This window comes from Pseudomonas sp. 313 (assembly GCF_000316965.1).
In the GTDB taxonomy this organism is placed as follows: domain Bacteria; phylum Pseudomonadota; class Gammaproteobacteria; order Pseudomonadales; family Pseudomonadaceae; genus Chryseomonas; species Chryseomonas benzopyrenica.
This window is the reverse complement of sequence record NZ_ANBZ01000022.1, coordinates 1-23,313: the sequence shown is the minus strand read 5'-3', so window position 1 is coordinate 23,313 and position 23,313 is coordinate 1. Positions and strand designations below refer to the sequence as shown.

27 protein-coding genes and 1 tRNA gene are annotated in these 23,313 nt (G+C 64.1%); 17 read left to right on the top strand and 11 right to left on the bottom strand.

Annotated features, from left to right (window positions below):
- The first annotated feature begins 5 nt into the window (after window positions 1–5).
- The 8 genes from infC to C722_RS0101680 all read left to right on the top strand — a co-directional run bounded on the left by infC (window position 6) and on the right by C722_RS0101680 (window position 5,464).
- Window positions 6–539, top strand: coding sequence for a translation initiation factor IF-3 (infC, locus tag C722_RS0101715; protein ID WP_017638835.1), 534 nt, complete (start codon window positions 6–8; stop codon window positions 537–539).
- Between the two features lie 61 nt (window positions 540–600).
- The gene (rpmI, locus tag C722_RS0101710; RefSeq protein ID WP_007159200.1) at window positions 601–795 is read left to right on the top strand and encodes a 50S ribosomal protein L35; all 195 of its coding nucleotides are present in this window, start codon (window positions 601–603) and stop codon (window positions 793–795) included.
- Between the two features lie 30 nt (window positions 796–825).
- Window positions 826–1,182, top strand: a complete 357-nt coding sequence (rplT, locus tag C722_RS0101705) for a 50S ribosomal protein L20 (protein WP_007159199.1) — start codon at window positions 826–828, stop codon at window positions 1,180–1,182.
- Between the two features lie 96 nt (window positions 1,183–1,278).
- Entirely contained in the window at window positions 1,279–2,280 is a 1,002-nt protein-coding gene (pheS, locus tag C722_RS0101700) for a phenylalanine--tRNA ligase subunit alpha (protein ID WP_017638834.1), read from the top strand.
- Between the two features lie 18 nt (window positions 2,281–2,298).
- Window positions 2,299–4,677: a phenylalanine--tRNA ligase subunit beta gene (gene pheT / locus C722_RS0101695; RefSeq protein ID WP_017638833.1), complete on the top strand. Its 2,379-nt coding sequence runs from the start codon at window positions 2,299–2,301 to the stop codon at window positions 4,675–4,677.
- A gap of 3 nt (window positions 4,678–4,680) precedes the next feature.
- Window positions 4,681–4,983 carry an integration host factor subunit alpha gene (gene ihfA, locus C722_RS0101690; protein ID WP_007159196.1) on the top strand — a complete coding sequence of 101 codons (303 nt, stop codon included), beginning with the start codon at window positions 4,681–4,683 and terminating at the stop codon, window positions 4,981–4,983.
- Complete coding sequence (locus C722_RS0101685; protein WP_017638832.1) at window positions 4,964–5,323, top strand: MerR family transcriptional regulator; 360 nt, start codon at window positions 4,964–4,966, stop codon at window positions 5,321–5,323. Before ihfA ends, C722_RS0101685 begins: the two co-directional genes overlap by 20 nt.
- A gap of 64 nt (window positions 5,324–5,387) precedes the next feature.
- Window positions 5,388–5,464 (top strand) — tRNA-Pro (locus C722_RS0101680).
- Between the two features lie 597 nt (window positions 5,465–6,061).
- Here the strand turns inward: C722_RS0101680 and C722_RS25600 are convergent.
- Window positions 6,062–6,313, bottom strand: a complete 252-nt coding sequence (locus C722_RS25600; RefSeq protein ID WP_081594562.1) for a hypothetical protein — start codon at window positions 6,311–6,313, stop codon at window positions 6,062–6,064.
- Window positions 6,314–6,571: 258 nt separating this feature from the next.
- On the opposite strand from C722_RS25600, the gene C722_RS0101670 reads away from it, so the two are divergent.
- The 3 genes from C722_RS0101670 to C722_RS0101655 all read left to right on the top strand — a co-directional run bounded on the left by C722_RS0101670 (window position 6,572) and on the right by C722_RS0101655 (window position 8,778).
- The gene (locus tag C722_RS0101670) at window positions 6,572–7,045 is read left to right on the top strand and encodes a heme-binding protein (RefSeq protein WP_017638830.1); all 474 of its coding nucleotides are present in this window, start codon (window positions 6,572–6,574) and stop codon (window positions 7,043–7,045) included.
- Between the two features lie 11 nt (window positions 7,046–7,056).
- The gene (gene uraH / locus C722_RS0101665; RefSeq protein ID WP_017638829.1) at window positions 7,057–7,455 is read left to right on the top strand and encodes a hydroxyisourate hydrolase; all 399 of its coding nucleotides are present in this window, start codon (window positions 7,057–7,059) and stop codon (window positions 7,453–7,455) included.
- A 549-nt stretch (window positions 7,456–8,004) separates the two neighbouring features.
- The gene (locus C722_RS0101655; RefSeq protein WP_017638827.1) at window positions 8,005–8,778 is read left to right on the top strand and encodes an LPS biosynthesis protein; all 774 of its coding nucleotides are present in this window, start codon (window positions 8,005–8,007) and stop codon (window positions 8,776–8,778) included.
- 77 nt (window positions 8,779–8,855) lie between these two features.
- Here C722_RS0101655 and C722_RS24535 read toward each other — a convergent pair whose 3' ends face one another.
- The 3 genes from C722_RS24535 to C722_RS0101635 all read right to left on the bottom strand — a co-directional run bounded on the left by C722_RS24535 (window position 8,856) and on the right by C722_RS0101635 (window position 11,081).
- The gene (locus tag C722_RS24535) at window positions 8,856–9,293 is read right to left on the bottom strand and encodes a YqaA family protein (RefSeq protein ID WP_037062948.1); all 438 of its coding nucleotides are present in this window, start codon (window positions 9,291–9,293) and stop codon (window positions 8,856–8,858) included.
- Between the two features lie 112 nt (window positions 9,294–9,405).
- Window positions 9,406–9,945: a thioredoxin domain-containing protein gene (locus C722_RS0101640; protein WP_017638824.1), complete on the bottom strand. Its 540-nt coding sequence runs from the start codon at window positions 9,943–9,945 to the stop codon at window positions 9,406–9,408.
- 92 nt (window positions 9,946–10,037) lie between these two features.
- Entirely contained in the window at window positions 10,038–11,081 is a 1,044-nt protein-coding gene (locus C722_RS0101635; RefSeq protein ID WP_017638823.1) for an SDR family oxidoreductase, read from the bottom strand.
- Between the two features lie 162 nt (window positions 11,082–11,243).
- Between C722_RS0101635 and C722_RS0101630 the strand changes: the two genes are divergently transcribed.
- Window positions 11,244–12,635 (top strand): CoA transferase, encoded by a 1,392-nt coding sequence (locus C722_RS0101630; RefSeq protein WP_017638822.1) that lies wholly within the window; start codon window positions 11,244–11,246, stop codon window positions 12,633–12,635.
- A gap of 34 nt (window positions 12,636–12,669) precedes the next feature.
- On the opposite strand, the gene yghU is transcribed toward C722_RS0101630, so the two are convergent.
- The 3 genes from yghU to C722_RS0101615 all read right to left on the bottom strand — a co-directional run bounded on the left by yghU (window position 12,670) and on the right by C722_RS0101615 (window position 15,725).
- Window positions 12,670–13,503 (bottom strand): glutathione-dependent disulfide-bond oxidoreductase, encoded by an 834-nt coding sequence (gene yghU, locus C722_RS0101625; RefSeq protein WP_017638821.1) that lies wholly within the window; start codon window positions 13,501–13,503, stop codon window positions 12,670–12,672.
- 159 nt (window positions 13,504–13,662) lie between these two features.
- The gene (locus tag C722_RS0101620) at window positions 13,663–14,565 is read right to left on the bottom strand and encodes an AraC family transcriptional regulator (protein ID WP_017638820.1); all 903 of its coding nucleotides are present in this window, start codon (window positions 14,563–14,565) and stop codon (window positions 13,663–13,665) included.
- Between the two features lie 65 nt (window positions 14,566–14,630).
- Complete coding sequence (locus C722_RS0101615; RefSeq protein WP_017638819.1) at window positions 14,631–15,725, bottom strand: GNAT family N-acetyltransferase/peptidase C39 family protein; 1,095 nt, start codon at window positions 15,723–15,725, stop codon at window positions 14,631–14,633.
- 139 nt (window positions 15,726–15,864) lie between these two features.
- Here C722_RS0101615 and C722_RS0101605 point away from each other — a divergent pair, with 139 nt between their 5' ends.
- Entirely contained in the window at window positions 15,865–17,358 is a 1,494-nt protein-coding gene (locus C722_RS0101605; protein WP_017638817.1) for a RimK family alpha-L-glutamate ligase, read from the top strand.
- 121 nt (window positions 17,359–17,479) lie between these two features.
- Here the strand turns inward: C722_RS0101605 and C722_RS0101600 are convergent, their stop codons facing one another.
- Window positions 17,480–17,677, bottom strand: coding sequence for an SEC-C metal-binding domain-containing protein (locus tag C722_RS0101600; RefSeq protein WP_017638816.1), 198 nt, complete (start codon window positions 17,675–17,677; stop codon window positions 17,480–17,482).
- 1 nt (window position 17,678) lies between these two features.
- A complete protein-coding gene (locus C722_RS0101595) occupies window positions 17,679–18,161 on the bottom strand; it encodes an LEA type 2 family protein (protein ID WP_017638815.1) in 483 nt (160 codons plus the stop codon).
- 169 nt (window positions 18,162–18,330) lie between these two features.
- Here C722_RS0101595 and C722_RS0101590 point away from each other — a divergent pair, with 169 nt between their 5' ends.
- Window positions 18,331–18,891 carry a hypothetical protein gene (locus tag C722_RS0101590; RefSeq protein WP_017638814.1) on the top strand — a complete coding sequence of 187 codons (561 nt, stop codon included), beginning with the start codon at window positions 18,331–18,333 and terminating at the stop codon, window positions 18,889–18,891.
- A 12-nt stretch (window positions 18,892–18,903) separates the two neighbouring features.
- Here the strand turns inward: C722_RS0101590 and C722_RS0101585 are convergent, their stop codons facing one another.
- Together C722_RS0101585 and C722_RS0101580 are read right to left on the bottom strand one after the other, a co-directional pair.
- Complete coding sequence (locus C722_RS0101585; RefSeq protein ID WP_173147001.1) at window positions 18,904–19,368, bottom strand: YchJ family protein; 465 nt, start codon at window positions 19,366–19,368, stop codon at window positions 18,904–18,906.
- A 10-nt stretch (window positions 19,369–19,378) separates the two neighbouring features.
- Entirely contained in the window at window positions 19,379–19,876 is a 498-nt protein-coding gene (locus C722_RS0101580) for a DUF6231 family protein (protein ID WP_017638812.1), read from the bottom strand.
- A 135-nt stretch (window positions 19,877–20,011) separates the two neighbouring features.
- Here C722_RS0101580 and C722_RS0101575 point away from each other — a divergent pair, with 135 nt between their 5' ends.
- The 3 genes from C722_RS0101575 to dinG all read left to right on the top strand — a co-directional run bounded on the left by C722_RS0101575 (window position 20,012) and on the right by dinG (window position 23,296).
- Complete coding sequence (locus tag C722_RS0101575; protein WP_026083574.1) at window positions 20,012–20,665, top strand: OmpA family protein; 654 nt, start codon at window positions 20,012–20,014, stop codon at window positions 20,663–20,665.
- A 90-nt stretch (window positions 20,666–20,755) separates the two neighbouring features.
- Window positions 20,756–21,016: a DUF1145 domain-containing protein gene (locus C722_RS0101570; RefSeq protein ID WP_017638810.1), complete on the top strand. Its 261-nt coding sequence runs from the start codon at window positions 20,756–20,758 to the stop codon at window positions 21,014–21,016.
- Window positions 21,017–21,151: 135 nt separating this feature from the next.
- Window positions 21,152–23,296 (top strand): ATP-dependent DNA helicase DinG, encoded by a 2,145-nt coding sequence (gene dinG / locus C722_RS0101565; RefSeq protein ID WP_017638809.1) that lies wholly within the window; start codon window positions 21,152–21,154, stop codon window positions 23,294–23,296.
- Window positions 23,297–23,313 lie beyond the last annotated feature (17 nt).

Below are 23,313 nucleotides of genomic sequence, written 5' to 3'. Positions count from 1 at the left end.
GTGACATGAGACAAGACAAGCGAGCCGCACCCCGGGCACCGATCAACGAAAATATCACCGCCCGGGAAGTTCGCCTTATTGGCGCCGATGGTCAGCAAGTAGGCATCGTCTCCATCCAGGAGGCCCTGCAGGCTGCTGAAGACGCCAAGCTGGATCTGGTGGAAATCACCGCCGACGCCGTACCCCCGGTCTGCCGGATCATGGACTACGGCAAGCACGTCTTCGAGAAGAAGAAGCAAGTCGCGGCGGCGAAGAAGAACCAGAAGCAGGCTCAGGTCAAAGAAATCAAGTTTCGTCCAGGGACGGAAGAAGGGGATTACCAGGTAAAACTACGCAACCTGGTACGTTTCCTAACCGAGGGGGACAAGGCCAAGGTCTCGTTGAGATTCCGCGGCCGGGAGATGGCCCACCAGGAGCTGGGCATGGAGCTGTTGAAGCGGGTCGAAGCTGACCTCGTCGAACACGGCGCCGTTGAGCAGCATCCTAAGATGGAAGGACGCCAACTCATCATGGTCATCGCCCCCAAGAAGAAAAAGTAACTACCAGGGCACTGGCAGGCCTTGCTGTTATGCGTAATCACTCAATGCGGAGTATCCGAACATGCCAAAGATGAAAACCAAAAGCGGCGCTGCGAAGCGCTTCGTGAAAACTGCTGGTGGCATCAAGCACAAGCACGCTTTCAAGAGCCACATTCTGACCAAGATGACCACCAAGCGTAAGCGTCAGCTGCGCGGTACGTCGCTGATGCATGCATCCGACGTCCAAAAGGTTGAGCGCATGCTGCGCCTTCGTTAATCCTGGTCAAGAATTTAAAGGAAGTTACCCATGGCTCGTGTTAAGCGTGGCGTCATCGCTCGTCGCCGTCACAAGAAAATCCTGAAGCTCGCCAAAGGCTACTACGGTGCCCGTTCGCGCGTCTTCCGCGTCGCTAAGCAAGCGGTAATCAAGGCAGGCCAATACGCCTACCGTGACCGCCGTCAGAAGAAGCGTCAGTTCCGCGCTCTGTGGATCGCTCGTATCAACGCTGGTGCTCGTATCAACGGTCTGTCCTACAGCCGTCTGATCGCCGGCCTGAAGAAAGCGGCCATCGAGATCGACCGTAAGGTACTGGCCGATCTGGCCGTGAACGAAAAAGCGGCGTTTGCTGCGATTGTCGAGAAAGCTAAAGCTTCGCTGGCTTAAGCCCCCCGGCAATCTCGCGCCTCTGGCGCGAAGCAACGTTATCAATAGGGGAAGAGCCTCATAGCTCTTCCCCTATTTTGTATCTGGAGTCCCTAGATGGAAAACCTGGATGCGCTGGTCTCCCAAGCACTGGAGGCCGTGCGGCACACCGAAGACACCAATGCCCTGGAACAGCTCCGGGTCAATTACCTGGGCAAGAAGGGTGAGCTGACCCAGATCATGAAGACCCTGGGCCACCTCACCGCTGAGGAGCGTCCCCAGGCTGGCGCGCTGATCAACGCCGCCAAGGAACGTGTCCAGGACGCAATCAACAGCCGCAAGGCGACGCTGGAGCAGGCCGCGCTGGCCGCTCGCCTCGCCGCGGAACGCATCGACGTGACCCTGCCCGGGCGCGGTCAGGCCTCGGGTGGTCTGCATCCGGTCACCCGTACCCTGGAGCGTATCGAGCGTCTGTTCGCCAACATCGGCTATGGCGTCGCCACCGGTCCCGAGATCGAAGACGACTACCATAACTTCGAAGCGCTCAACATCCCCGGCCACCACCCGGCGCGGGCGATGCACGACACCTTCTACTTCAACGCCAACATGCTGCTGCGCACCCACACCTCGCCGGTGCAGATCCGCACCATGGAGAGCCAGCAGCCGCCGATCCGCATCATCTGCCCGGGTCGTGTCTATCGCTGCGACAGCGATCAGACCCACTCGCCGATGTTCCATCAGGTCGAAGGCCTGGTGATCGATGAGGAAGTCAGCTTCGCCGATCTCAAGAGCACCCTGGTGACCTTCCTGCGCGAATTCTTCGAGGAAGAGCTGGAAGTCCGCTTCCGTCCCTCCTACTTCCCCTTCACCGAGCCGTCGGCCGAGGTGGACATCCGCCGCCCGAGTCGCGATGGCGAACCGGCTTCGCGCTGGCTCGAGGTGCTGGGCTGCGGCATGGTCCATCCCAACGTCCTGCGCATGGCCGGCATCGATCCGGAGAAGTACCAGGGCTTCGCCTTTGGCATGGGCGCCGAGCGCCTGGCCATGCTGCGCTACGGGGTCAACGACCTGCGCCTCTTCTTCGACAACGATCTGCGCTTCCTGGCGCAATTCCGCTAGCTGCCAGACGGGAGTCCTATGAAATTCAGTGAACAATGGCTGCGTAGCTGGGTGAACCCTGCGGCTACGCACGAGGATCTGGTTGCCCGGCTGTCCATGGCCGGCCTGGAAGTGGACGGCGTCGAAGCGGCGGCCGGGCGCTTCCAGGGCGTCATCGTCGGCGAGGTGGTTTCCGTCGAGCGCCATCCCGATGCCGACAAGCTCAATGTCTGCCAGGTCAGCAACGGCCAGGAATCCTTCCAGGTGGTCTGCGGCGCGCCCAATGTGCGCGCGGGCCTCAAGGTGCCTTTCGCTACCGTCGGCGCCACGCTGCCGGGTGACTTCACCATCAAGAAGGCCAAGCTGCGCGGCGTGGAATCCCACGGCATGCTCTGCTCGGCCAGCGAATTGCAGATCAGCGACGACAACAGCGGCCTGCTGGAACTGCCGGCCGGCGCGCCGGTGGGCGAGAGCATCCGCAGCTACCTGCAACTGGACGACGCCATCATCGACGTCGACCTGACCCCGAACCGCGGCGACTGCCTGTCCATCGCCGGTCTGGCGCGGGAAGTGGGTGCCCTGTACAACGCCACCGTCGAGCCCCTACAGGTCGAGGCCGTGGCGGCTACTCACCAGGAGACCCGTCCGGTCGAGGTGCTGGCGCCCCAGGCCTGCCCGCGCTACCTGGGTCGCGTGGTCAACAACGTCGACCTATCCCGTCCCACGCCGGACTGGATGGTCGAGCGTCTGCGCCGCAGTGGCGTGCGCAGCATCGACGCCGCCGTCGACGTCACCAACTACGTGATGCTCGAACTCGGTCAGCCCATGCATGCCTTCGATCTGGACCAGATCAAGGGCGGCATTCGCGTGCGTCTGGCCGATGCCGGCGAGCGCCTGGTGCTGCTGGATGGCCAGGACATCGAACTGCGCAACGACACCCTGGTGATCGCCGACCACGAACGCGCCCTGGCTATCGCCGGCGTCATGGGTGGCGAGCACAGCGGTGTCGCCGCCGGTACTCGTGATCTGTTCTTGGAAAGCGCCTTCTTCGACACCATCGCCGTGGCCGGCAAGGCTCGTTCCTACGGCTTGCACACCGATTCCTCCCACCGCTTCGAGCGGGGCGTGGACTTCGAGCTGGCACGCAAGGCCATGGAGCGGGCGACCCGTCTGCTGCTCGACATCGTTGGCGGCGAACCAGGTCCGGTGATCGAGGCGGTCAGTGCCGAGCACCTGCCGCAGGTCGAGCCGATCCTGCTGCGCGCCGAGCGCATCGAGCGCGTCCTGGGTCTGACCCTGGACGATGCCCAGGTCGAGCGTCTACTCAGCGGTCTGGGTCTGGCCGTGGCCCGCCTGGAAGCCGGTCGCTGGCAGGTAGGCGTACCTAGCCACCGCTTCGACATCAGCATCGAAGTGGACCTGATCGAAGAACTGGCGCGCCTCTATGGCTACAACCAGCTGCCGATCCGTTTCCCCCAGGCCCGCCTGGCGCCGCAGCCCCTGCCCGAGAGCAAGGGCGAGCTGAGCCAGCTGCGTCGCCTGCTGGTGGCCCGTGGTTATCAGGAAGCCATCACCTACAGCTTCATCGACGAAAAGACCTTCCGTCTGTTCGCCCCTGAGGCCCAGCCGGTAATGCTGGCCAATCCCATTTCCACCGACATGGCCGCCATGCGCTCGTCGCTGTGGCCGGGTCTGGTCAAGGCTGTGCAGTACAACCTTAACCGTCAGCAGGACCGCGTTCGGCTGTTCGAGTCGGGTCTGAGATTCGTCGGTCAACTGGAAGGCCTGGTGCAGGAAAACGTCCTCGCCGGCGCCGTCTGCGGTTCGCGTCTGCCGGAGAGCTGGTCGTCCGGACGTGAGGCGGTGGACTTCTTCGACGTCAAGGCCGATGTCGAGGCGCTGCTGGCTCAGTCTGGTGCGGGTAGCGACTTCCGCTTCGTCACGGGCGAGCATCCGGCGTTGCACCCGGGGCAGACCGCGCTGATCGAAAGGGCAGGGCAGCCAGTCGGATATCTGGGCGCCCTGCACCCGGAAGTGGCGCGCGAGCTGGACGTGGATCGCCCGGTGTTCCTCTTCGAGCTGGCACTGGATGCCCTGACCACCGGCAGCCTGCCGCGCTTTGGCGAGCTGTCGCGCTTCCCGGAAGTGCGGCGTGACCTGGCACTGGTGGTGGACGAAGCCGTCGCCGCAGGCGACCTCTTGGCCGACATCCGCGGAAACGCCGGAGAAGGCCTCAAGGAACTGCGTCTGTTCGACGTCTACCAAGGCAAAGGTATTGATCCACATAGAAAAAGCGTCGCCATCGGCTTGACCTTGCAACATCCATCGCGCACATTAACCGATGAAGAAGTCAACGAAACGACGCAGAAAATCCTCGTTTCTCTGGAAAGAAGGTTCAACGCCACGTTAAGGAAATAGCGCATGGGGGCCCTGACGAAAGCTGAGATGGCCGAACGTCTGTTTGAAGAGCTCGGTCTGAACAAACGTGAAGCCAAGGAATTGGTCGAACTGTTCTTCGAAGAAATTCGTCATGCGCTCGAAAGCAACGAGCAGGTCAAGTTATCCGGTTTCGGCAACTTCGACCTGCGCGACAAGCGCCAGCGCCCCGGACGCAATCCCAAGACAGGGGAGGAGATACCCATCACGGCACGCCGTGTGGTGACCTTCCGCCCCGGGCAGAAACTCAAAGCCAGGGTCGAGGCCTATGCTGGAACCAAGTCATAACGACGAACTGCCGGTCATACCAGGCAAGCGCTACTTCACCATCGGTGAGGTGAGCGACCTTTGCCTGGTCAAACCGCACGTGCTGCGCTACTGGGAGCAGGAATTTCCCCAGCTGAACCCGGTGAAGCGCCGCGGTAACCGGCGCTATTACCAGCGTCACGACGTGCTGATGATCCGTCAGATCCGCTCTCTGCTGCACAACGAAGGCTTCACCATCGGCGGGGCGCGCCAGCGTCTCACCCAGGGCGACGAGACCCGCGATGAGGGTTCGCAGTACCACCAGCTCATCCGCCAGATGATCAGCGAACTCGAAGAAGTCCTCGTCGTACTGAAAAAGTGAAAAAAAGCTTCCATTAATCAAAGTGTTGCAGTAAGATGCACGCCGTTCCCTAGAGGAACACAGTCGGGGCGTAGCGCAGCCTGGTAGCGCACTTGCATGGGGTGCAAGGGGTCGAGTGTTCGAATCACTCCGTCCCGACCAAATCAACGAGAAGGCTCAAGCACTTAGTGGCTTGGGCCTTTTTCGTTTTTAGGCTCTGATCAAAACAGAATCAAAATCCAAGCAGAATCGGTCAGTGGTTTGGCGCATGCCCAAAGGGTCCCCCACGGGGCCAACCAGAATCTCGCGCTATGATCACGCGATCAGGCGGTGACCAAGCCGGCTTGGTAGATCCAGCGAGTTCTACTCAATCTCGACCTAGGCTCTGTAAGAAAAGTCGTCGAGCGAAGGTCAGGCAGGGCAAAATCGGCGAGGAAGCGGATCGGACTCGCGCTCGAGGTTACGAGTGGTAAACGAGCATTCCGATCGGACTGGCGATCCAGCTGACTTTTAACGCAGCATCACCGAGCGCAGGCACTTGTCGTACAGAGTCTAATCCATATAGCGCAGGACACCCTGTGCGGCATGGTACCGTTGCGGCAACCGATACCTTCTTTCTCTCCGCAACTCAACTGACATTGATGTCGGGTCCAGAAATACTGCAGTGACGCTGCAGGTATCAGGTCTCTTGGATCAGTTGGTCTTGATGTATTAGAAGCCTGATTGAAAGGGCCCAACGCTGGCGATGGGCCCTTTTCATCACTCAACGTCCTTTGCTACGTCTACTCCCGCGGACGTCAGCTTAACGGGCGGTACCAAAGCGCGTTTTCCTTGAGTGTCTGTGGACAGATGGCCTTTCTGGATAAGTCCATGCGCTTGCAGGTCCTGGAGGACATCCATCACGGCCTCTTCGCCGTGATGGTTATCGAGGATTTCATTGCCCAGCCCTTCCGGGTGCGAGTGATACAGCCGGCGCAAGAGTTCAGCTTTGAGTTCTGCATTGATAGCCATGAGTTCTCCTCGTATGGGTGTACAGGCTATGACAAGCGTGGAGATGACCAGTGCCTGGTCAGGAGTTACCGGACATCCTCTCGGTCAGCTGAAAACGTCTTGATCATGCAGGCAGTACCACGCGTTACGGAGACACCTATTGATCTTGTCTGGACAGCTATCTCACTGAACAACCTGACAAAATTGTCATCCTGCGGTACCCGCTCCTGACCGAAAGATCAGGATAAGTTGGCGAGGTCATCTCCTGGACCTCGAATCATGTCGCGCTTTCTTTCTCTCTCCACTGCCATGCTAGGCGCCGCGTTCATCGGTCAGGCGCAGGCGGCGCTGCCGCAGCACCCCGATCTCGACCTCGCGGCTGCCCAGCGCCTGGCGCAGACCGCGCCCTGTAGCGCCGCGCTGGCGGTGCTCGACCGCAGCGGTCAACTGATCCTTCTGCAACGCGATACCCGCGTCGGACCGCACAACGCCGAGGCGGCGCGGCGCAAGGCCTTTACCGCCCTGTCCACCCGCACCCCGTCGCAGGCACTGGCCGAGCGTGCCCGGCAGAACCCGGATGCGGCCAATCTCGTCACCCTGCCCGAGTTGCTGCTGCTGGGCGGTGGCATCCCGCTCTACGAAGGCGACCAGATGGTCGGCGCCCTGGGCATCGCCGGTGCCGGCGGTGGCGGGGCGGACGAGCGCTGTGCGCTGGCGGCCGCTGAACACCTCAACCTCACCTCTCATCCTTGAAGGAGATTTTCATGAAGACGTTCGTGCTGTTGTCGGGTCTGGCCCTGTCCGGCTTGGCGGTCGCCGCGCCCAATCCCCTGAGTGTCCATGTGCTCAACCTGGAAGACGGCAAGCCGTCGGCCGGGGTGCACGTGACCCTGGAGCGTCAGGTGGGGCAGGGCTGGCAGCCGCTGGCGGAAGAGGTCACCAACGAGCAGGGCCGGGTGCCGGCGCTGTTTCCCAAGGAAAAGACCTTCGAGAAGGGGGAATACCGCGTGGTCTTCAAGACCGGCGACTACTATCGCCAGCAGGGTCGCAGCGCCTTCTTCCCGGAAATCCCCGTGGTGTTCGACGTCACCCAGCCGGAGCAGCACTACCATATCCCGCTGTTGCTCAGCCCCTACGGCTTCAGCACCTACCGCGGTTCCTAGGGCGCCGGCGCGGCGTCAGTCCTCGCGCCTGTCCACCGCGCTCGTACAGGCACAGTGCAGCTGGCGGCAACCTCCAGCACTGTGACCCTGCCATGCTTGGTGAGGGCCATTCGCGAGCGGTCGAGGCCCTGCGCGAATGGCGCCTCTCCGCGCGGTATTCCTGATCGTCGGAGCGGTGTCTCCGTTAAGGGGCGATCGGTCGTTCGCGAGCTCCCACGAGTGGCGCGATGTCGCTGGGGGCAGGGCGGATCTCCGGATCGTTCCAGGCCCTGGGCCGCCTTGGCTTCTGCTGGCTCACAGACAAGTTTTTCAATTGCTATGGGCACCACATTCGGTACAGGCACTTTAAGTGAGTCCTAAGCGGCAAAACGTAGCGTTGGTGGCTTCATTCACCAGGGTGCCCGGTTACTTTTTTATCGGTACCGTTGAATATGTATGACTAATAACCTTCGTCATTGCCGTACAGGGAGCTGGTGGTATGCCACTCGAGCAGCTTTTAAACCGCCTGTCCAAGGTCCTCGATGCCGCGCGTCCAGGTGGCTCGCCGCTGTGAGCCAGGACTTCGCGCCCCTGCGTAACAGCCAACGGGGCCCGGTGCTCCTGCTGGCCTCCGGACCTTCGGCTGCCGAACTCAACCTGGACGCCTGGCAGGATGTGCCGATCATTACCATGAACGGCGCCATCGCCAAGCTGAGCGGGACCGACATCCGCCCGCTCTTCTACGTCTGCAGCGACCTGAGCTTTGCCGAGCAGCAACCTGATCTCTACGCGCGCGGAATCGAGCAGGCGCAACGGCTTGCCCTGTGGCCCGCGGCGATCGAACGGCTCGCGGAAAGCCGGCAGGCCAAGGCTCATGCGTTGCGACGAGCGCCCAGTACCCGGCTGGAACACTACCTCGGGCTGGAACGCGACCAGGCCGAACGCACGCTCACCTTGCTCAGTCGCCGAGCGCGCGACATCGGTTTCAGCCGAGACATGGACTACGGCATCTTCGATGTCCGGACCGTTGCCTTCATCGCCTTGCAACTGGCCTATCACCTGGGCTTTAGCAAGATCTATCTGGCCGGTGTCGACCTCAATGCCCGGGCCCCACGCTTCTACGAAGGCAGCACAGGCGCGAGATCGCCCTGTGGTCTGGACGAGCACCTGTACAGCCGTATCCTGCCCGGGCTCAAGGTCATGCAGGACGTCATGACCGCCGAGGGCCGTCAGGTCTTCAACCTGTCGCGCTGCAGCTGCATTCCTGCGCAACTCATCCCACGCGCCGATCTGGCCTCCGTCGAGGCGACCTGGCTGGGTCAGCGGACCCGTCAAGCCGGCTGAGAGTGCGCGTTCAGTATTCCTGTGGCGTACCGAGAAGTCTGGACGTAAGGACGGAAAGACCTTCCTCGCGCGCTCGATCAGCGCCAACCCTGGGTAAGCCCCCAGACCACTACATAGCGCGTGGTCTTGGCCAGGGTCACCACCAGTAAAAAGCGCCACAGGGGTTCGCGCATCACGCCGGCGACCAGGGTCAGCGGATCACCGATCACGGGCGTCCAGCTGAGCAGCAGCGACCACCAGCCATAGCGCTGATAGGCCGCCTGAATGCGGGCAAGCCGTTTCGGCGATACCGGAAACCAGCGGCGTTGGCGAAAGCGTTCGAGGTGGGTGCCCAGCCACCAGTTCAGCGTCGAACCGGCAACATTGCCCAGGGTAGCGGCCAGCAGCAGGAGGGGCGTGGCATAGCGTTCGGTGAGCAGCAGCCCCGCCAGAGCGGCTTCCGACTGCAGGGGCAGCAGTGTGGCCGCGCCAAAGGCGAGGGCGGCCAGCCCGAGATAGACACTTAGAGCTTCCAGGGTAGAGCTCCAGCAGGAAAGGTCATGGGAGTCTGTCTCGGGTCGGAGGAACGCCGCCGAGCATAGCGTCAGGGACGAGGCTACACCTCCTCTCCGCCCTGAGCCCCGGTGTTCAATCCAGCCTGGCGATCCAGTCCGCGACCGAATCGCCGCTGCTCATGTCCGGCTGCACCAGGCCATCGATCATGAAGGTCGGCGAGACATGGATGCCGTTCTGCCGGGCGTACTTGCAGTGCCACTTGATGGCGTGCTGCAGGTCCGGCTTGGCGAAGGCGTCGGCCAGGGCCAGGCCGCTGTAACGCTCCAGACGCGCGATGATGTCGTTGGGTGTGGCCTCACGGTTGGGCCCGGTGGCGTGATCCTTGAACTCGAACTCCTCGCGGTGGGCGGCCACCGCCGCCAAGACCGCCTTGGCGCTTTCCTTGCCGCCGTCGAGGGTGGCGGCGGCCAGGACGCACCGCACCACCACGCCGGAGAACAGGTGCCAGGGCTGGGATTGCAGGCGGATCTTCAGGGTGATCCGCTCAGGGCCGGCCTGGGTCAGCAGGTCGTCGAGCTTGTTGAAGGCCCTGACCGAAAAGGGGCAGGTGGGCTCGAGAAAGACTTCGAAGGTGCGGGGGCCATGGCCCCAGGTGAGGGTGTCGGCGTACATCGTGCAACTCCAACGGAAGTGAGCGAGGCGGTGCGAATGAGACCATGCGCTGCCCCTGGCGTTTTCGACTGTTCAGGACGGCGCGAGACGGCTCAGGGAATGAGTCGACGCCGACGCATGTCCTCCAGGTGCGCGAGCAAGACCTCGTCGGACCTTAGGATCATCCGCCCGAAGCCGGCCTGCCGCGCCCTGGTCACGTCAAAGATGGCGTCTTTCTCGACATGGAAGATGAAGTCGCCGAAAGCGCCGGGTGCGATCCGTTCGGGATCGGCCTCGGCCAGTCCTTCGCGCTCTGCCAGCGCCTGCCAGACCGGTTTCAGTGCGGTCAGGCGCTGGGCCAGGGAGATGGGTTGCGGCTCGCCCACCTCCAGCCCGAACCAGTCGGCCAGCTGCGGCCAGACGTGACTCCAGCGGAAGACGTCGCCATTGGTGAGGTTGTAGGCGCCATCGCGTTCTTCTTCCGCTGCCCAGACCGCGGCCTCGCCCAATAGCGGCGCGGCGGTGACGTTGACCAGGGCACCGCGATAGGCCTGCTCCGTTCCGGGAAACTGCATGGCCGTGCCGGTCTCGCGACAGAGCGCGCCATAGAGGCCGATGAGGTTGCCCAGATTCATGGCCGATCCCAGGGAATGGCCGATGACGATGTCGGGCCTCAGCGCCGTCCAGCGAATGCCATCACCTTCGAGACTGCGGACGAAGTCTTCGTGGCGGAAGTAGAGATTGGGCGGGAAGTGACGACTGTCGTCTTCGCGGGCCGGCGTCTTGTAGACCCCCAGGTGAGCGCCGTAGATCTTGCCGCCCTGGACGAAGGTGATGCGGGCCAGGGGTGCTCCGGCGCTACGCACCGCGCCCACCAGGTTCTCCAGCATGGCGGCGTTTTCGTCCGCCTCCACGCCTGGATCGGGGTTCGGCTTGAGGGCGCTGTAGAAGAGATGGGTCACGCCGGCCAGATCGGCCTTGGCCGCTGCCAGGCTGTCCTGGTCCAGCAGGTCGGCGGTCAGATGGGGAAAGCGGCTTGGGCCCTGTTTCGAGCGGCCAACGGTGGTAATGGACCAGCCGGCCTTGGCGAAGGCCTCCAGCACGGCCTGGCCGATGATGCCGCTGGCACCGGCGATGAGCAGCTGTCGTTCGGTCATGGGGTCTCCGATAGGGTGTGGTGAGGCGATGAAGGGGAGACCCTTGTGCCGGGCGATTTGTCCCCGCGTCGGGCTGGACGGTAGGCGGACGAACGCTGGTGTCCTGCTCGTACAGGCAGGGTTACTGTGGCAGCACTGCCTGCTGCCGCGGAGGACCTCGCCTTGGCCAACCCGTCCCGTACGCCTGCCGCCTTTCACGCCTTGCTCAGCGAACTCGTGGTCGCCCTTGGTATGCCTGCCGCCCAGGCGACGAACCTGCAGGTCCTGGGCGACGACAGCCTGGCCTCCTGCTTCCCGGTCAGCGATCTCGCCACGGCGGCGATCGGGGTCGCCGGCCTGGCCACCGCCGATCTGCTGGCCGAAGGGGCGCCCGGATTGCCGGTACAGGTGGACCGACATCTCGCCGCGGCCTGGTTCAAGACGTCCCTGCGTCCCCTGGGCTGGGAGTTGCCCGCCGTCTGGGATCCCATCACGGGTGATTACCGCACCTGTGACGGCTGGCTACGGTTACATGCCAATGCGCCCCACCACCGCGAGCGTGCCCTTGCCGTCCTGGGCTGTGCCAACCGCCAGGACGCCGTGGTACAGGCCACGGCCGGCTGGTCGGGCGAAGCCTTGGAGACGGCCATCGTCAACGCCGGAGGTTGCGCGGCGAGGCTGCGCAGCCAGGCGGAGTGGCAGGCGCATTCCCAGGGGCAAGCGGTGCGCGCCGAACCGCTGATCGCCCAGGAATGGACAGCCATTGCCACCGCGCGCGACTGGCGGCCTGATCCACAACGCCCCTTGCAGGGCATTCGCGTCCTCGACCTGACCCGCATCCTCGCCGGGCCCATCGCCACCCGCCTGCTGGCCGGCCTGGGTGCCGAGGTGCTGCGGATTGATCCGCCTGCGTGGGACGAACCGGCCCAGGCGCCCGAGGTCACCCTGGGCAAGCGCTGCGCGCGGCTCGATCTCAGGCGGCCCGCCGACCGCGGGAGGTTCGCGGCGCTGCTGGCCGAGGCGGACATCCTGGTTCACGGTTATCGCGCTGATGCGCTGGAGCAGCTGGGTTATGGAGACCTACAGCGACGCGCGCTCAATCCCAGCCTGATCGATGTGTCCCTCTGTGCCTACGGCTGGAGTGGTCCCTGGGCACTACGACGGGGCTACGACAGCCTGGTGCAGATGTCCTGCGGCATCGCAGCGGCTGGCAGTGCCTGGCAAGGGGTGGAGACGCCGGTACCCTTGCCGGTGCAGGCGCTCGACCATGCCACTGGCTATCTCCTGGCAGCCGCTGCCCTGCGCGGGCTGGCACGGCGTCAACGGGAAGGGCAGGCATTGACGGCGCGGCTGTCCCTGGCCCGTACCGCCGTGCTGCTGACCGAGCGGCCAGACGCGAGCGACGGATCAGCGTATCGAGGACCAGCGGAGGAGGACTACGGTGACGCTCAGGAACCCACCGCCTGGGGGCCTGCGTTGCGCTTGCGGGCGCCGCTCCGAATGGGTGAGGTCGAGCTGCAGTGGCGTCGCCCCGCGACGCGACTCGGCTCCGCCACGGCGGACTGGGGGCGCTAGCGGCAGCAGACCCCTTCTGCCACCGCTCGTTGGGTCAGTCCAGGTCGCTGGCCGAATGCCGCTCGGCCAGTTGCTCGCCCGGCTCACCCCAGGTGCGATTGACCCTACGGCCACGCTGCACCGCCGGCCGCGCGGCGATGGCCTGGGCCCAGCGCTGCACGTGCTGGTAGTCCTGCACGGAAAGGAATTCCGCGGCGTTGTACAACTGACCCAGCACCAGGTTGCCGTACCAGCTCCAGATGGCGATGTCGGCGATGCTGTAGTCCTCGCCGGCCACATAGCGGCGCTCGGCCAACAGGCGGTCGAGGACATCGAGCTGGCGCTTGGCTTCCATGGCGTAGCGGTTGATGGGGTATTCGAGCTTTTCCGGCGCATAGGCATAGAAATGCCCGAAGCCGCCGCCCAGGAAGGGCGCCGAGCCCATCTGCCAGAACAGCCAGTTCAGCGTCTCGGTGCGACCGGCGTGATCCTTCGGGATGAAGGCTCCAAAGCTGTCGGCGAGATAGAGCAGGATGGCGCCGGACTCGAAGACACGCAGCGGTTCGGCGCCGCGACGATCCACCAGGGCTGGGATCTTGGAGTTCGGGTTGATCTCGACGAAACCGCTGGAAAACTGATCACCTTCCCCGATACGGATCAACCAGGCGTCGTATTCGGCGTCGGTGTGCCCGAGCGCCAGCAGTTCCTCCAGCAGGATGGTCACCTTCATACCATTGGGCGTACCCAGGGAGTAGAGCTGGAAGGGGTGCTCGCCGACTGGCAGCTCCTGGTCATGGGTCGCGCCGGCGATGGGGCGGTTGATGCTGGCGAAGTTGCCGCCGGAGGTAGTGGGGGTCCAGACGCGTGGGGGCGTGTAGGGTTCGCTCATGGTGGCTCTGTCCTCGGTCGACACGGATGGGTAGTTCGATCATAACCGAACTATACATTGGGTCTGTTCAGTGGCTCTCAAGCTGGCGACAAACCGGATCCTGCGGCGCAGGCGTGATCGGTAGATCAGCGCTCCGTCCAGACGCCGCGCAGCCCGGGATCAGGCATTCTGTTCAGTCAGGCGCTGCACCGTCAGGCTACGGTATTGCCGCGGGGTCATGCCTTTGAGCTGGTGGAAGCGTCGATTGAAGTTGGAGATGTTGTTGAAGCCGGCCTCGAAGCAGATATCGGTAACCGGCATGCTGCTGTGGGAGAGCATCTCGCAGGCCTTGCTGATGCGCAGGCTGTTGACGAATTCGACGAAGGTGCGACCGGTAGCCTGACGGAAGAAGCGGGAAAAATAGGTGGGCGTCATGCCCAGGTGCTCGGCCACTTCTTCTTGGGTGAAGTCACGCTGGTAGTGATCGAAGATGAAATTCAGCGCCCGGTTGGTGCGATCCACCGCCTGTTCGCTGGCCGTGGCCGGTTCGACGCTGCCGGACAGCAGCTGATAGCGCTCCGACGTGGCCAGCGCCTCCATCAACACCAGAAAATGGCCGAGGCGGGTGGCACCGCCGCTCTCGGAGATCTGCTGCAGCAACACCTCGGCGCGGGCGATCAATTGCGGATCCTGGAATTCGATGCCATAGCGGGCACGTTCCAGCAGCGGTGCCAGGCCGCTAAGTTCGGGAAACACCGCCGTGGCGTTATCCACCGTCTCGTTGGTGAAGTTGACCAGCATGTCGCGCTTGGCCACCACCTCGCCCTCGGCGACGCGGCTGATCCAGTTGTGTGGCAGATGCGGACCGGTCAGGAACAGGCTGCCCGGATAGAAGTTGCCGATATAGTCGCCAATGAAGGCGGTCCCCGAACTGGCCACGATCAGGTGCAGCTCGTATTCCTTGTGGAAATGCCAGCGCACCAGCGGGCAGGGAAAGCCATGCTCCCGGTAGATGACCGAGTGACCGCTCAGGTCCTCCATCAACTCGTAGGAAGGGTTGTTCTTGCGCAAGGCCTGACTCATGGACCGCCCCGTCATTGTTCTTGGCCCTGATCCTGGCCCTGTTCGCGCCACCGTGCAACCCCGCCTCACCCTGCCCGCAGGACTACCGCCGCACGCAGCTTGCCGCGACCAAAGCGACTCATCTTGTCGAATTCGGCGTGGGACACGGGAATGTGCTGGCAGTCCAGTTCGCGACGGTGCTGGCTGTGGTCGACATCGGGATCGTGCAGGTAGACGAAGTCCTCGTCGCAGTCGGTGACCAGCACCCAATGAGGTCCCTTGGCCTTGGTCAGCCGGAAGGAGCTGATCAACACCAGTGGAAAAGCGCCCTCGGCGACCCAGGCGGCCACGTCCAGGCGGGTACGGTAGAGCCGCTCGATGGGCGATTGCTTGACCTCGGCGCTGAAGTCCTCGTGCACCAGACGCATGACCTCCTTCTTCTCCTCGCTGCGCACGCCGTCGAGGAACAGCGGGCCGCGCGTATTGACCTGCAGGGTCACCTTGAAGCCGCGTCGCTGGGCGGCCAGGGCCAAGCCATGGGGGCCGCAACCACCATGGCCCGCAGTCATGTAGATGGTCGTGGCTTCGCGCCACAGTCGCAGCTCCTCGCGCCGCTCCAGCGGGCGGCCCGGCTGCAGCGCGCCCATGGCCATCAGCAGGCTGGCCGGGCCGCAGGTGAAGTCGGTGGTCTGACGATAGAAGGGCACCGGTCGGGCCTGGCCCTCGCGCGGCTGGCGGATGCGCTTCTCGAAGCGCAGCGCCTGGCTGTGGTCTTCGTAATAGTCCTCCACCGTGGCGAAGGGCAGATAGCCGTTGCGCTCGTAGAGGGCGATGGCGGCGGCGTTGTCCGGTCGGACCTCCAGGCGCAGGTAGGCGCAGTCGCGCTCCACCGCCTCGGCTTCGGCAGCCTCCAACAGGCGCTGGCCCAGGCGATGACCGCGCGCGTCCGGATCGACGGCGATGGAATAGAGCCGGGCGAGAGAAGTGTTCTGGTGGAACAGCACCAGGGCGTAACCGGCCACCTGGCGGTCGTTTTCCGCCAGGATCAGGACCGCGTTCGCACGGGTGAGCATGTAGTGGAAATTGCGCCGGGAAAGGCGGTCATAGCTGAAGCAGCGGGCTTCCAGATCGACCAGTGCCGCCAGATCGTCCAGCCCGGCGGGCCTGAGCATGAAACTCATCGCGAAGGATTCTCCTGGAGCAGAGCGGGCAGCCTGGCATGGTTAAGCAACGGTTAATAGCACCCGCGTTACAACAGTTGGAGTGGTCCGGCGGCATCCGGGTTTCCACCGGGACCACGCCCCGCAACCAGGAGGTCCAGTGAGCAAGCTGTATATCGTCGTGGAACGCAAGGAAGACTGGTCGTCCTACTATCCCAGCGAAGACGTCATCACCGCCCAGGAATACCTGGAACAATCCAACGAACAGGACAATGGCAAACGCGTGCAGGTGATCAACCTCTGCCGCAGCCAGAAGTACCTCGGCCACGGCTACTACTGCTCGCTGCTCGCCGAAGCCCGGGGGCACAAGGTCATCCCCTCGGTGCGTACCATCAGCGAACTGGCGCGCAAGTCGCTCTATGGCCTGGCGCTGGAGGACCTGGACAAGCTGCTGACCAAGGCGCTGGCCGGTCATCCCTACGGTAGCGCCGACGGCTTCACCCTCACGCTCTATTTCGGCAACACCGACATCGCGCCTCTGCAGGATCTGGCGCGCCAGGTATTCGAGGCCTTTCCCTGTCCGCTGCTGCTGGTGGAATTCCGCCGCGATCGCGCTGGCTGGCACATCGGCGGCCTCAAGCTGGGCAGCATCCACAAGCTGCACGAACAGCAGGAAGATCAATTCGCCAACGCCCTCGACGGTTTCAGTCGCCGCGTCTGGCTCAAGCCCGGCCGCCGCGAGAAATACCGCTTTGACCTGGCCATCCTGCATGACCCCAAGGAAGCCTTTCCGCCGTCAGATGCCAAGGCGCTGAAGAATTTCGTGCGCGTCGGCAAGCACCTGGGGCTGGACGTGGAGCTGATCGAAAAGAAGGACTACGCGCGGCTGGGCGAATTCGACGCCCTGTTCATCCGCGAGACCACTGCCATCGACCACCACACCTATCGCTTCGCCAAGAAGGCCGAAAGCGAGGGGCTGGTGGTAATGGACGATCCACGCTCGATTCTGAGATGCACCAACAAGGTCTATCTGGCCGACCTGCTGCGCGCCCACAAGCTGGACATGCCGGCGACCGAGATCCTCTACAAGGACAATCCCGGTCAACTCGAAGGACTCGGCGAGCGCCTGGGCTTTCCGCTGGTGCTCAAGATTCCCGATGGCTCCTTTTCCCGGGGCGTCATCAAGGTCGAAGACCCCGCCCAGCTGCGCAAGGCCAGCGCCGAACTCTTCGAACGCTCGGTGCTGCTGCTGGCCCAGGAGTTCTTCTACACCGAATACGACTGGCGCATCGGTGTGCTGAACCAGGAGCCGATCTTCGCCTGCCAGTACTTCATGTCCAAGGGCCACTGGCAGATCTACGACCACAGCGCCAGCGCCACCGAGGTCAGCGGAGATTTCCGCACCCTGGCGGTGCAGGACGCGCCCCATGCGGTGGTCGAGCTGGCGGTACGCACCGCCAACCTGATCGGCGATGGTCTCTATGGCGTGGATCTCAAGCAGGCGGGCGACAAGCTGGCGGTGATCGAGGTCAACGACAATCCCAACATCGATTGCGGGGTAGAGGATCTGGTGCTCAAGGACGATCTCTACGCCCTGGTGCTGGAGGAATTCATCCGGCGGCTGGAGTCGCAACGCGGCGGACAGCCCTGGTAACGCGCCAGGGTCGCGGAGGGGTAGGTTGGGTTGAGCGTAGCGAAGCCCAACAGTCCAGGCTGACTCCGCTATGTTGGGCTTCGACGGTAGAACCGCCTCAGCCCAACCTACGGAAACGGGCTCAGGCGCCGTGGCACTTCTTGAATTTCTTCTCGCTGCCGCACGGGCAGGGATCGTTGCGACCCACTTCCTTCAGCGGATTGCGCACCGGCTCCTGGGCATGACCATGGTTGCAGTGCGGGCCGTGGACGTGGTGCCCATGGCCATGGTCGTGATCGTGGTCGTGATTGCAATCGGGACCGTGGACGTGTTGGTTCATCTCATAACTCCGGGATGTAGGCGCCAGGCACGAACTGTCCCTGGCGAGAAAAATGGACACTGCGGCCGAACAGCCAACCGGTCTTCACCCGGCCACGCAGGCGGTAATTGATCGGCTGCTCAGGGTCTTCGAGCATGCGGCCCACGTCCTTCACGTAACGCCACAGATTGGTCTGCACCGGTACGGAGAAGCTGCGTCGACCGTTGGCGGGAACTGACGCATGCAGGTTGGCGACGCCCTGGGACAGCAGCAGATCGTTCAGGTAGACGGTGTAGGCCAGGCTACGTACGGGCAGGGCGCTGTCGTTGGGATTCTGGACGCGGAAGTGCAGCACGAAATCCTGGCTCCACAGCCGCGCACGGATCAGCTCCACGCCGGTCAGTTCGACCTGAGGCTCGTCATAGTTGCGCCCGATATAGGTACAACCGCCAAGACTGCTGAGCAAGACGCCGAGCAGGGTGATGAACAAGGCCTGGCGAAGCATGCGGCACTCCCGTTTTCTGCGCAGTTTAACAAGCACCGATTGCTGCACAAGTCGGGGCCGCTTCGGCACAGGCTAACAAAAAAACGCCTGTGCCAGGCGACCGTGCGGACTGGACCGCCCCGGCGCGACGTTGCATCCTGCAGCTCTTGCCGTGATCGAGGAGGTCGTCATGTCCGCCGTGCTCTATGAAATCGCCTTCCAAGGCGAACTGGTCGCTGGCGCCGATGCGCAGCAGACCCGACAGAATCTGATGCGTCTGTTTCAGGCGGATGAACAGCGCATCGCCGTGCTCTTCTCCGGTCGCCGCATGATTATCAAGAATCGCCTCGACGCCGCCACCGCCGAGCGCTATCGCGCCACCCTGGCCCAGGCCGGGGCGTTGGTCGAGGTGGCGCCCATGGCCGAGACGGGCGAGCCGGCTGCGGCACCCGTCGAGGCGCGGGAGCCAGCCGCCACCGCGCCCACTGCGGCGTCTTCCACCGAGCGCGGGTCGTTGTCGGTCGCTCCCAGGGATGCCGTGATGGCGGCCTTCGTCGATGTCCAGGCACCGGATTTCGGCCTGGCACCGGTGGGCGCCGATCTCCAGGATGAGGCCGCACCGGTGGCGTCGCCGCGAGTCGATCTCTCACACCTGAGTCTGGCGCCGGTGGGTAGCGACCTGGGGCCGGCGTTCGAGCCGCTACCCGTAGCGGTCCCGGATACCGATCACCTGACGCTGGTCAAGGAATGAGCGCGGCCGGCGTTACAGGAAGCCGGCGCAGCACTTCTTGAACTTGGCGCCGCTGCCACACAGGCAGGCGTCGTTGCGACCCGGCAGGGGGCGTACGGTCGGATCGAGGAAGTACCAGCGTCCCTCGCGCTGGACGAAGCCCGAGTGCTCTTCATGGCGATGGGCGCCGCGCCCATCCTCCCAGCGCGCCACGAAGCTGACCCGGGCATGGGCGGGATCCCCCGGCTCGGGGCGATGCTCCAGCACCTGCAACCCTTGCCAGCGACTGCCCAGACTCCAGGCAGCCAGGGCCTCCCGGTCCAACTGCTCCTGCTGGGCAGGCGCCGTGGTGGTTACCAGGTAGTCGATCAGCCCCAGCACATAGGCGCTGTAGCGTGAACGCATCAGCCGTTCGGCATCGGGCGCCGGAGTACCGGCATGAAAGGCTCCGCAACAGTCGCCGAGCGAGCGGTCCGAGCCACAGGGGCAGGGGGCCATGGGTTGCATCTCACCACCAGTACTTGCCGAAATTCTGCGGATTGGCCCAGAACTTGGCATTGAGCCAGTCCGGGACCTGCTTGTAGTCGTGCAGATCATAGCTGAACAGGGTGACCACCTGGCCCTCGCGGGCGAAGCGCTCGCTGGCCTGCAGGGCGAGGGCGTAGAAATCCGTCACCTGCCAGTCGCTGGCGACCAGGTCCACCAGCACCGCCAGGCGCGAAGTGTTGAAGTTGCGCAGGCCGCCGAGCAATTCGCGTCCCTGGCGCAGCGGCAGGTGTTCCAGGCAGTCGGCGACGATCACCAGTTCGTAGCGTTCGGCCAGCAGCGCCGGGTCATCCAGGGGCACCGCTGCCTGCACCACCTGGCAGTGCGGATGGGCCTCGGCATAGGCCTCAAGCGCTGGCAGCGGCTCGCGCGCCACACAGAGCAGGCGCTTGGGCTGGTGGTGCTCGAGCAGGCTTGCCAGAGCCTGTTGCGGGGTGCGGGAGGAGAATATGTTTGCCATTAAGGGAACCCTAATCAAATCGCGATTGACTAAGCAACCAGCGTTGTCAAGATGTGTACGCCACCATTAGTCTGACAGCGCCATAAAACGAAAGACGAGCCTAACTCGCGGCACCTGGTCTATAGGAGACCCTTCATGAGCAAGAGCATCGCAAGGACAGCTTTACCCCTCATCCTGGCAAGCACCGTGCTGGCTGGTTGTGCGGGCGGCGTACAGAAATCTGATTGGCCAGTGTGCGCAGCGGTCGGCGCCCTGGTCGGCGGCGCGGCAGGTGCTACTCAGAGCGGTAACGTCGCCGGCATGGCGGCCCTGGGTATCGGCACCACCGCTGGCGCCTATTGCTGGGTGCATGGCAAGGGCAACGAGCAGGTCGCTCGCATGGAACCCGCCCCGGCTCCGGCGCCCGCACCGGCTCCCGCACCGGCACCGCTGCCCAAGCAGGAAGTGATCACCGCCCGTGACCTGCACTTCGCCTTCGACTCCGCCGAGGTCAGCCCGCAGGATCGTGCTCAGCTCGATGGTATCGCCGGCCGTCTGCGTGGCGAAGCCGCCAGCACCCGCCTGTCGATCACCGGTCACACCGACAGCAAGGGTACCGATGCCTACAACCAGCGTCTGTCCGAGCGTCGGGCCAAGTCGGTCAGCAACTACCTGATCCAGGCCGGCGTGCCGGCGGCCAGCGTCGTGTCCGTGAAGGGCATGGGCGAGCGTCAGCCGATCGCCACCAACGAGACCGCTGAAGGCCGTGCCACCAACCGCCGCGTCGAAATCCAGATCGACCGCGAGTGATGCACCAGCGGCGGACCCTGGTCCGCCGCCTTTACTTTTTCCGGCGATAGGCGTTATGGTCCGATCCATCTCGTCCTCCTGCTGGAATCCATGAAAACCCTGTCCCTTACCGGCAAAGTTCTACTCCTGCTGTTCTGGCTCGCCGCAGCCGCCGCCCTCGCTCTGCCTCTCGCTCGTCCTTTCCCCGAATTGCTCGCGCTGGTCGCCCTGGCCCTGCTGCTGCTGCACCTGGGCGAAGTCTTCGCCAGCCGTCGTGCCTTGCGTCTGCGTCGCCACCCCTGGCTCGACCGCCTGAGCCTGTTGATCTTTGGCGCCTTTCATCGCCTGCCCCCTCAGCTGCCGAGCGCCTGATCGGCCTGCGACCACAACGTTGGGCGCATCCTGACGACAGGCGCGTTATCATAGCGCCCAAGATCCATTACTGTAGATGCATACAGCGCTCGTCCGCCGGACGTGGCGCTGCTTTGCCATCGCCCGGAACCAGGCATGCTCAGCACCGAACTCAAGACCCAGATCCAGGGCGCCTACACGCGTTTCCTCGAAGCCAAGTCGCTCAAGCCGCGCTACGGCCAGCGATTGATGATCGCGGAAACCGCCAAGGGCCTGGGCGCCATCGCCCAGGACGAGGAGGGCCATCGCGAAGGTGAGCCGGCCGTGGTGGCGGTGGAGGCGGGCACGGGTACCGGCAAGACCGTGGCCTATGCCCTGGCCGCCATCCCCGCGGCCAAGGCGGCTGGTAAGCGCCTGGTCATCGCCACGGCGACGGTCGCACTGCAGGAGCAGATCGTGCACAAGGACCTGCCGGACATCCTGCGCAACAGCGGGCTGTCCTTCAGCTTCGCCTTGGCCAAGGGGCGCGGGCGCTATCTCTGCCTGTCCAAGCTGGACATGCTGCTGCAGGAAGGCCAGGCCCAGAACGCCACCGCCCAGCTGTTCGCCGAGGACGGCTTCAAGATCGATGTGGACGAGTCGTCCAACGAACTGTTCGGCAAGATGATCGAGCGCCTGGCCGGCAATCGCTGGGACGGTGACCGCGACAGTTGGCCGGAAGCCATCGAAGACGTGCAGTGGTCGCGCATCACCACCGACCACAGCCAGTGCACCAATCGCCACTGCCCGAATTTCCAGCAGTGCGCCTTCTACCGGGCGCGTGAGGGCATGACCAAGGTCGATGTCATCGTCACCAACCATGACCTGGTGCTGGCCGACCTGGCCCTGGGTGGCGGCGCCATCCTGCCCGATCCGCGCGACACCCTCTATGTGTTCGATGAAGGCCACCACCTGCCGGACAAGGCCATCGGCCACTTCGCCCATTTCACCCGGCTGAGATCCACCGCCGAGTGGCTGGAGCAGATCGCGAAGAATCTCACCAAGCTCCTCGCCCAACACCCGTTGCCGGGCGATCTCGGTCGCCTGGTCGAGCAGGTGCCGGAGCTGGCGCGAGAGATCAAGACCCAGCAGCAGTTCATGTTCACCGCCTGCGAGGCCCTGGCCGATTTCCGCGCCGGCGAGGACATGGAAGGCCGGGAACGGCCGCGCCACCGCTTCGTCGGCGGGGTCATTCCCGAAGACCTGCGGGAAATGGGCATCGAGCTGAAGAAGGGCTTCGCCAAGCTCACCGATCTGTTCACCCGCCTGACCGAGATGCTCAAGCAGGCCATGGATGGCGAATCCAGCATTGGCCTCGCCAGCTACCAGGCCGAGGAGTGGTATCCGCTGTTCGGCAGTCTGCTGGCAAGATCCCAGGGCAACTGGGAGCTGTGGACGGCCTTCACCTGCGAAGACCCGGAAGACAGCCCGCCCATGGCACGCTGGATGACCCTGGCGGAAACGGGATCGCTGTACGACATCGAGGTCAACGCCAGCCCCATCCTCGCCGCCGAGATGCTGCGCCGCCACCTGTGGAATGTCGCCTACGGCGCCCTGGTGACCTCGGCGACCCTGACCGCCCTGGGCACCTTCGACCGCTTCCGCATGAGATCAGGCCTGCCGCGTTCGGCGGCCACCGCCGTGGTCCCCAGCCCGTTCCGCCACGCCGAGGCCGGGGTGCTGCGGGTGCCGGATCTCAAGGCCGATCCGCGCAATGCGGCCGAGCACACCGCGGCCATCGTCCGCGAATTGCCGGCCATGCTGGAGGGCGCGCGTGGCGCCCTGGTGCTGTTTTCCTCGCGGCGGCAGATGCAGGACGTCTTCGACGGCCTGGAACGGGACTGGCGCAAGCGGGTGCTGATTCAGGGCAACCTGTCCAAGCAGGAGACCCTCAACAAGCACAGGAAGCGCGTCGATGACGGCGAGGCCAGCGTGCTGTTCGGTCTTGCCAGCTTTGCGGAAGGGGTCGACCTGCCCGGTGCCTACTGCGAGCACGTGGTCATCGCCAAGATCCCCTTCGCCGTGCCGGACGATCCGGTAGAAGCCGCCCTGGCCGAGTGGATCGAGGCGCGCGGCGGCAATCCGTTCATGGAGATCGCCGTGCCCGATGCCTCGCTGCGGCTGATCCAGGCCTGCGGTCGGTTGCTGCGTACCGAGCAGGACAGCGGCACCATCTCGCTGCTGGATCGCCGCCTGGTGACCCAGCGCTACGGCAAGGCCATCCTCAATGCGCTGCCGCCGTTCCGGCGGGAGATCCAGTAAGGGGTGGCCCTGGCTAC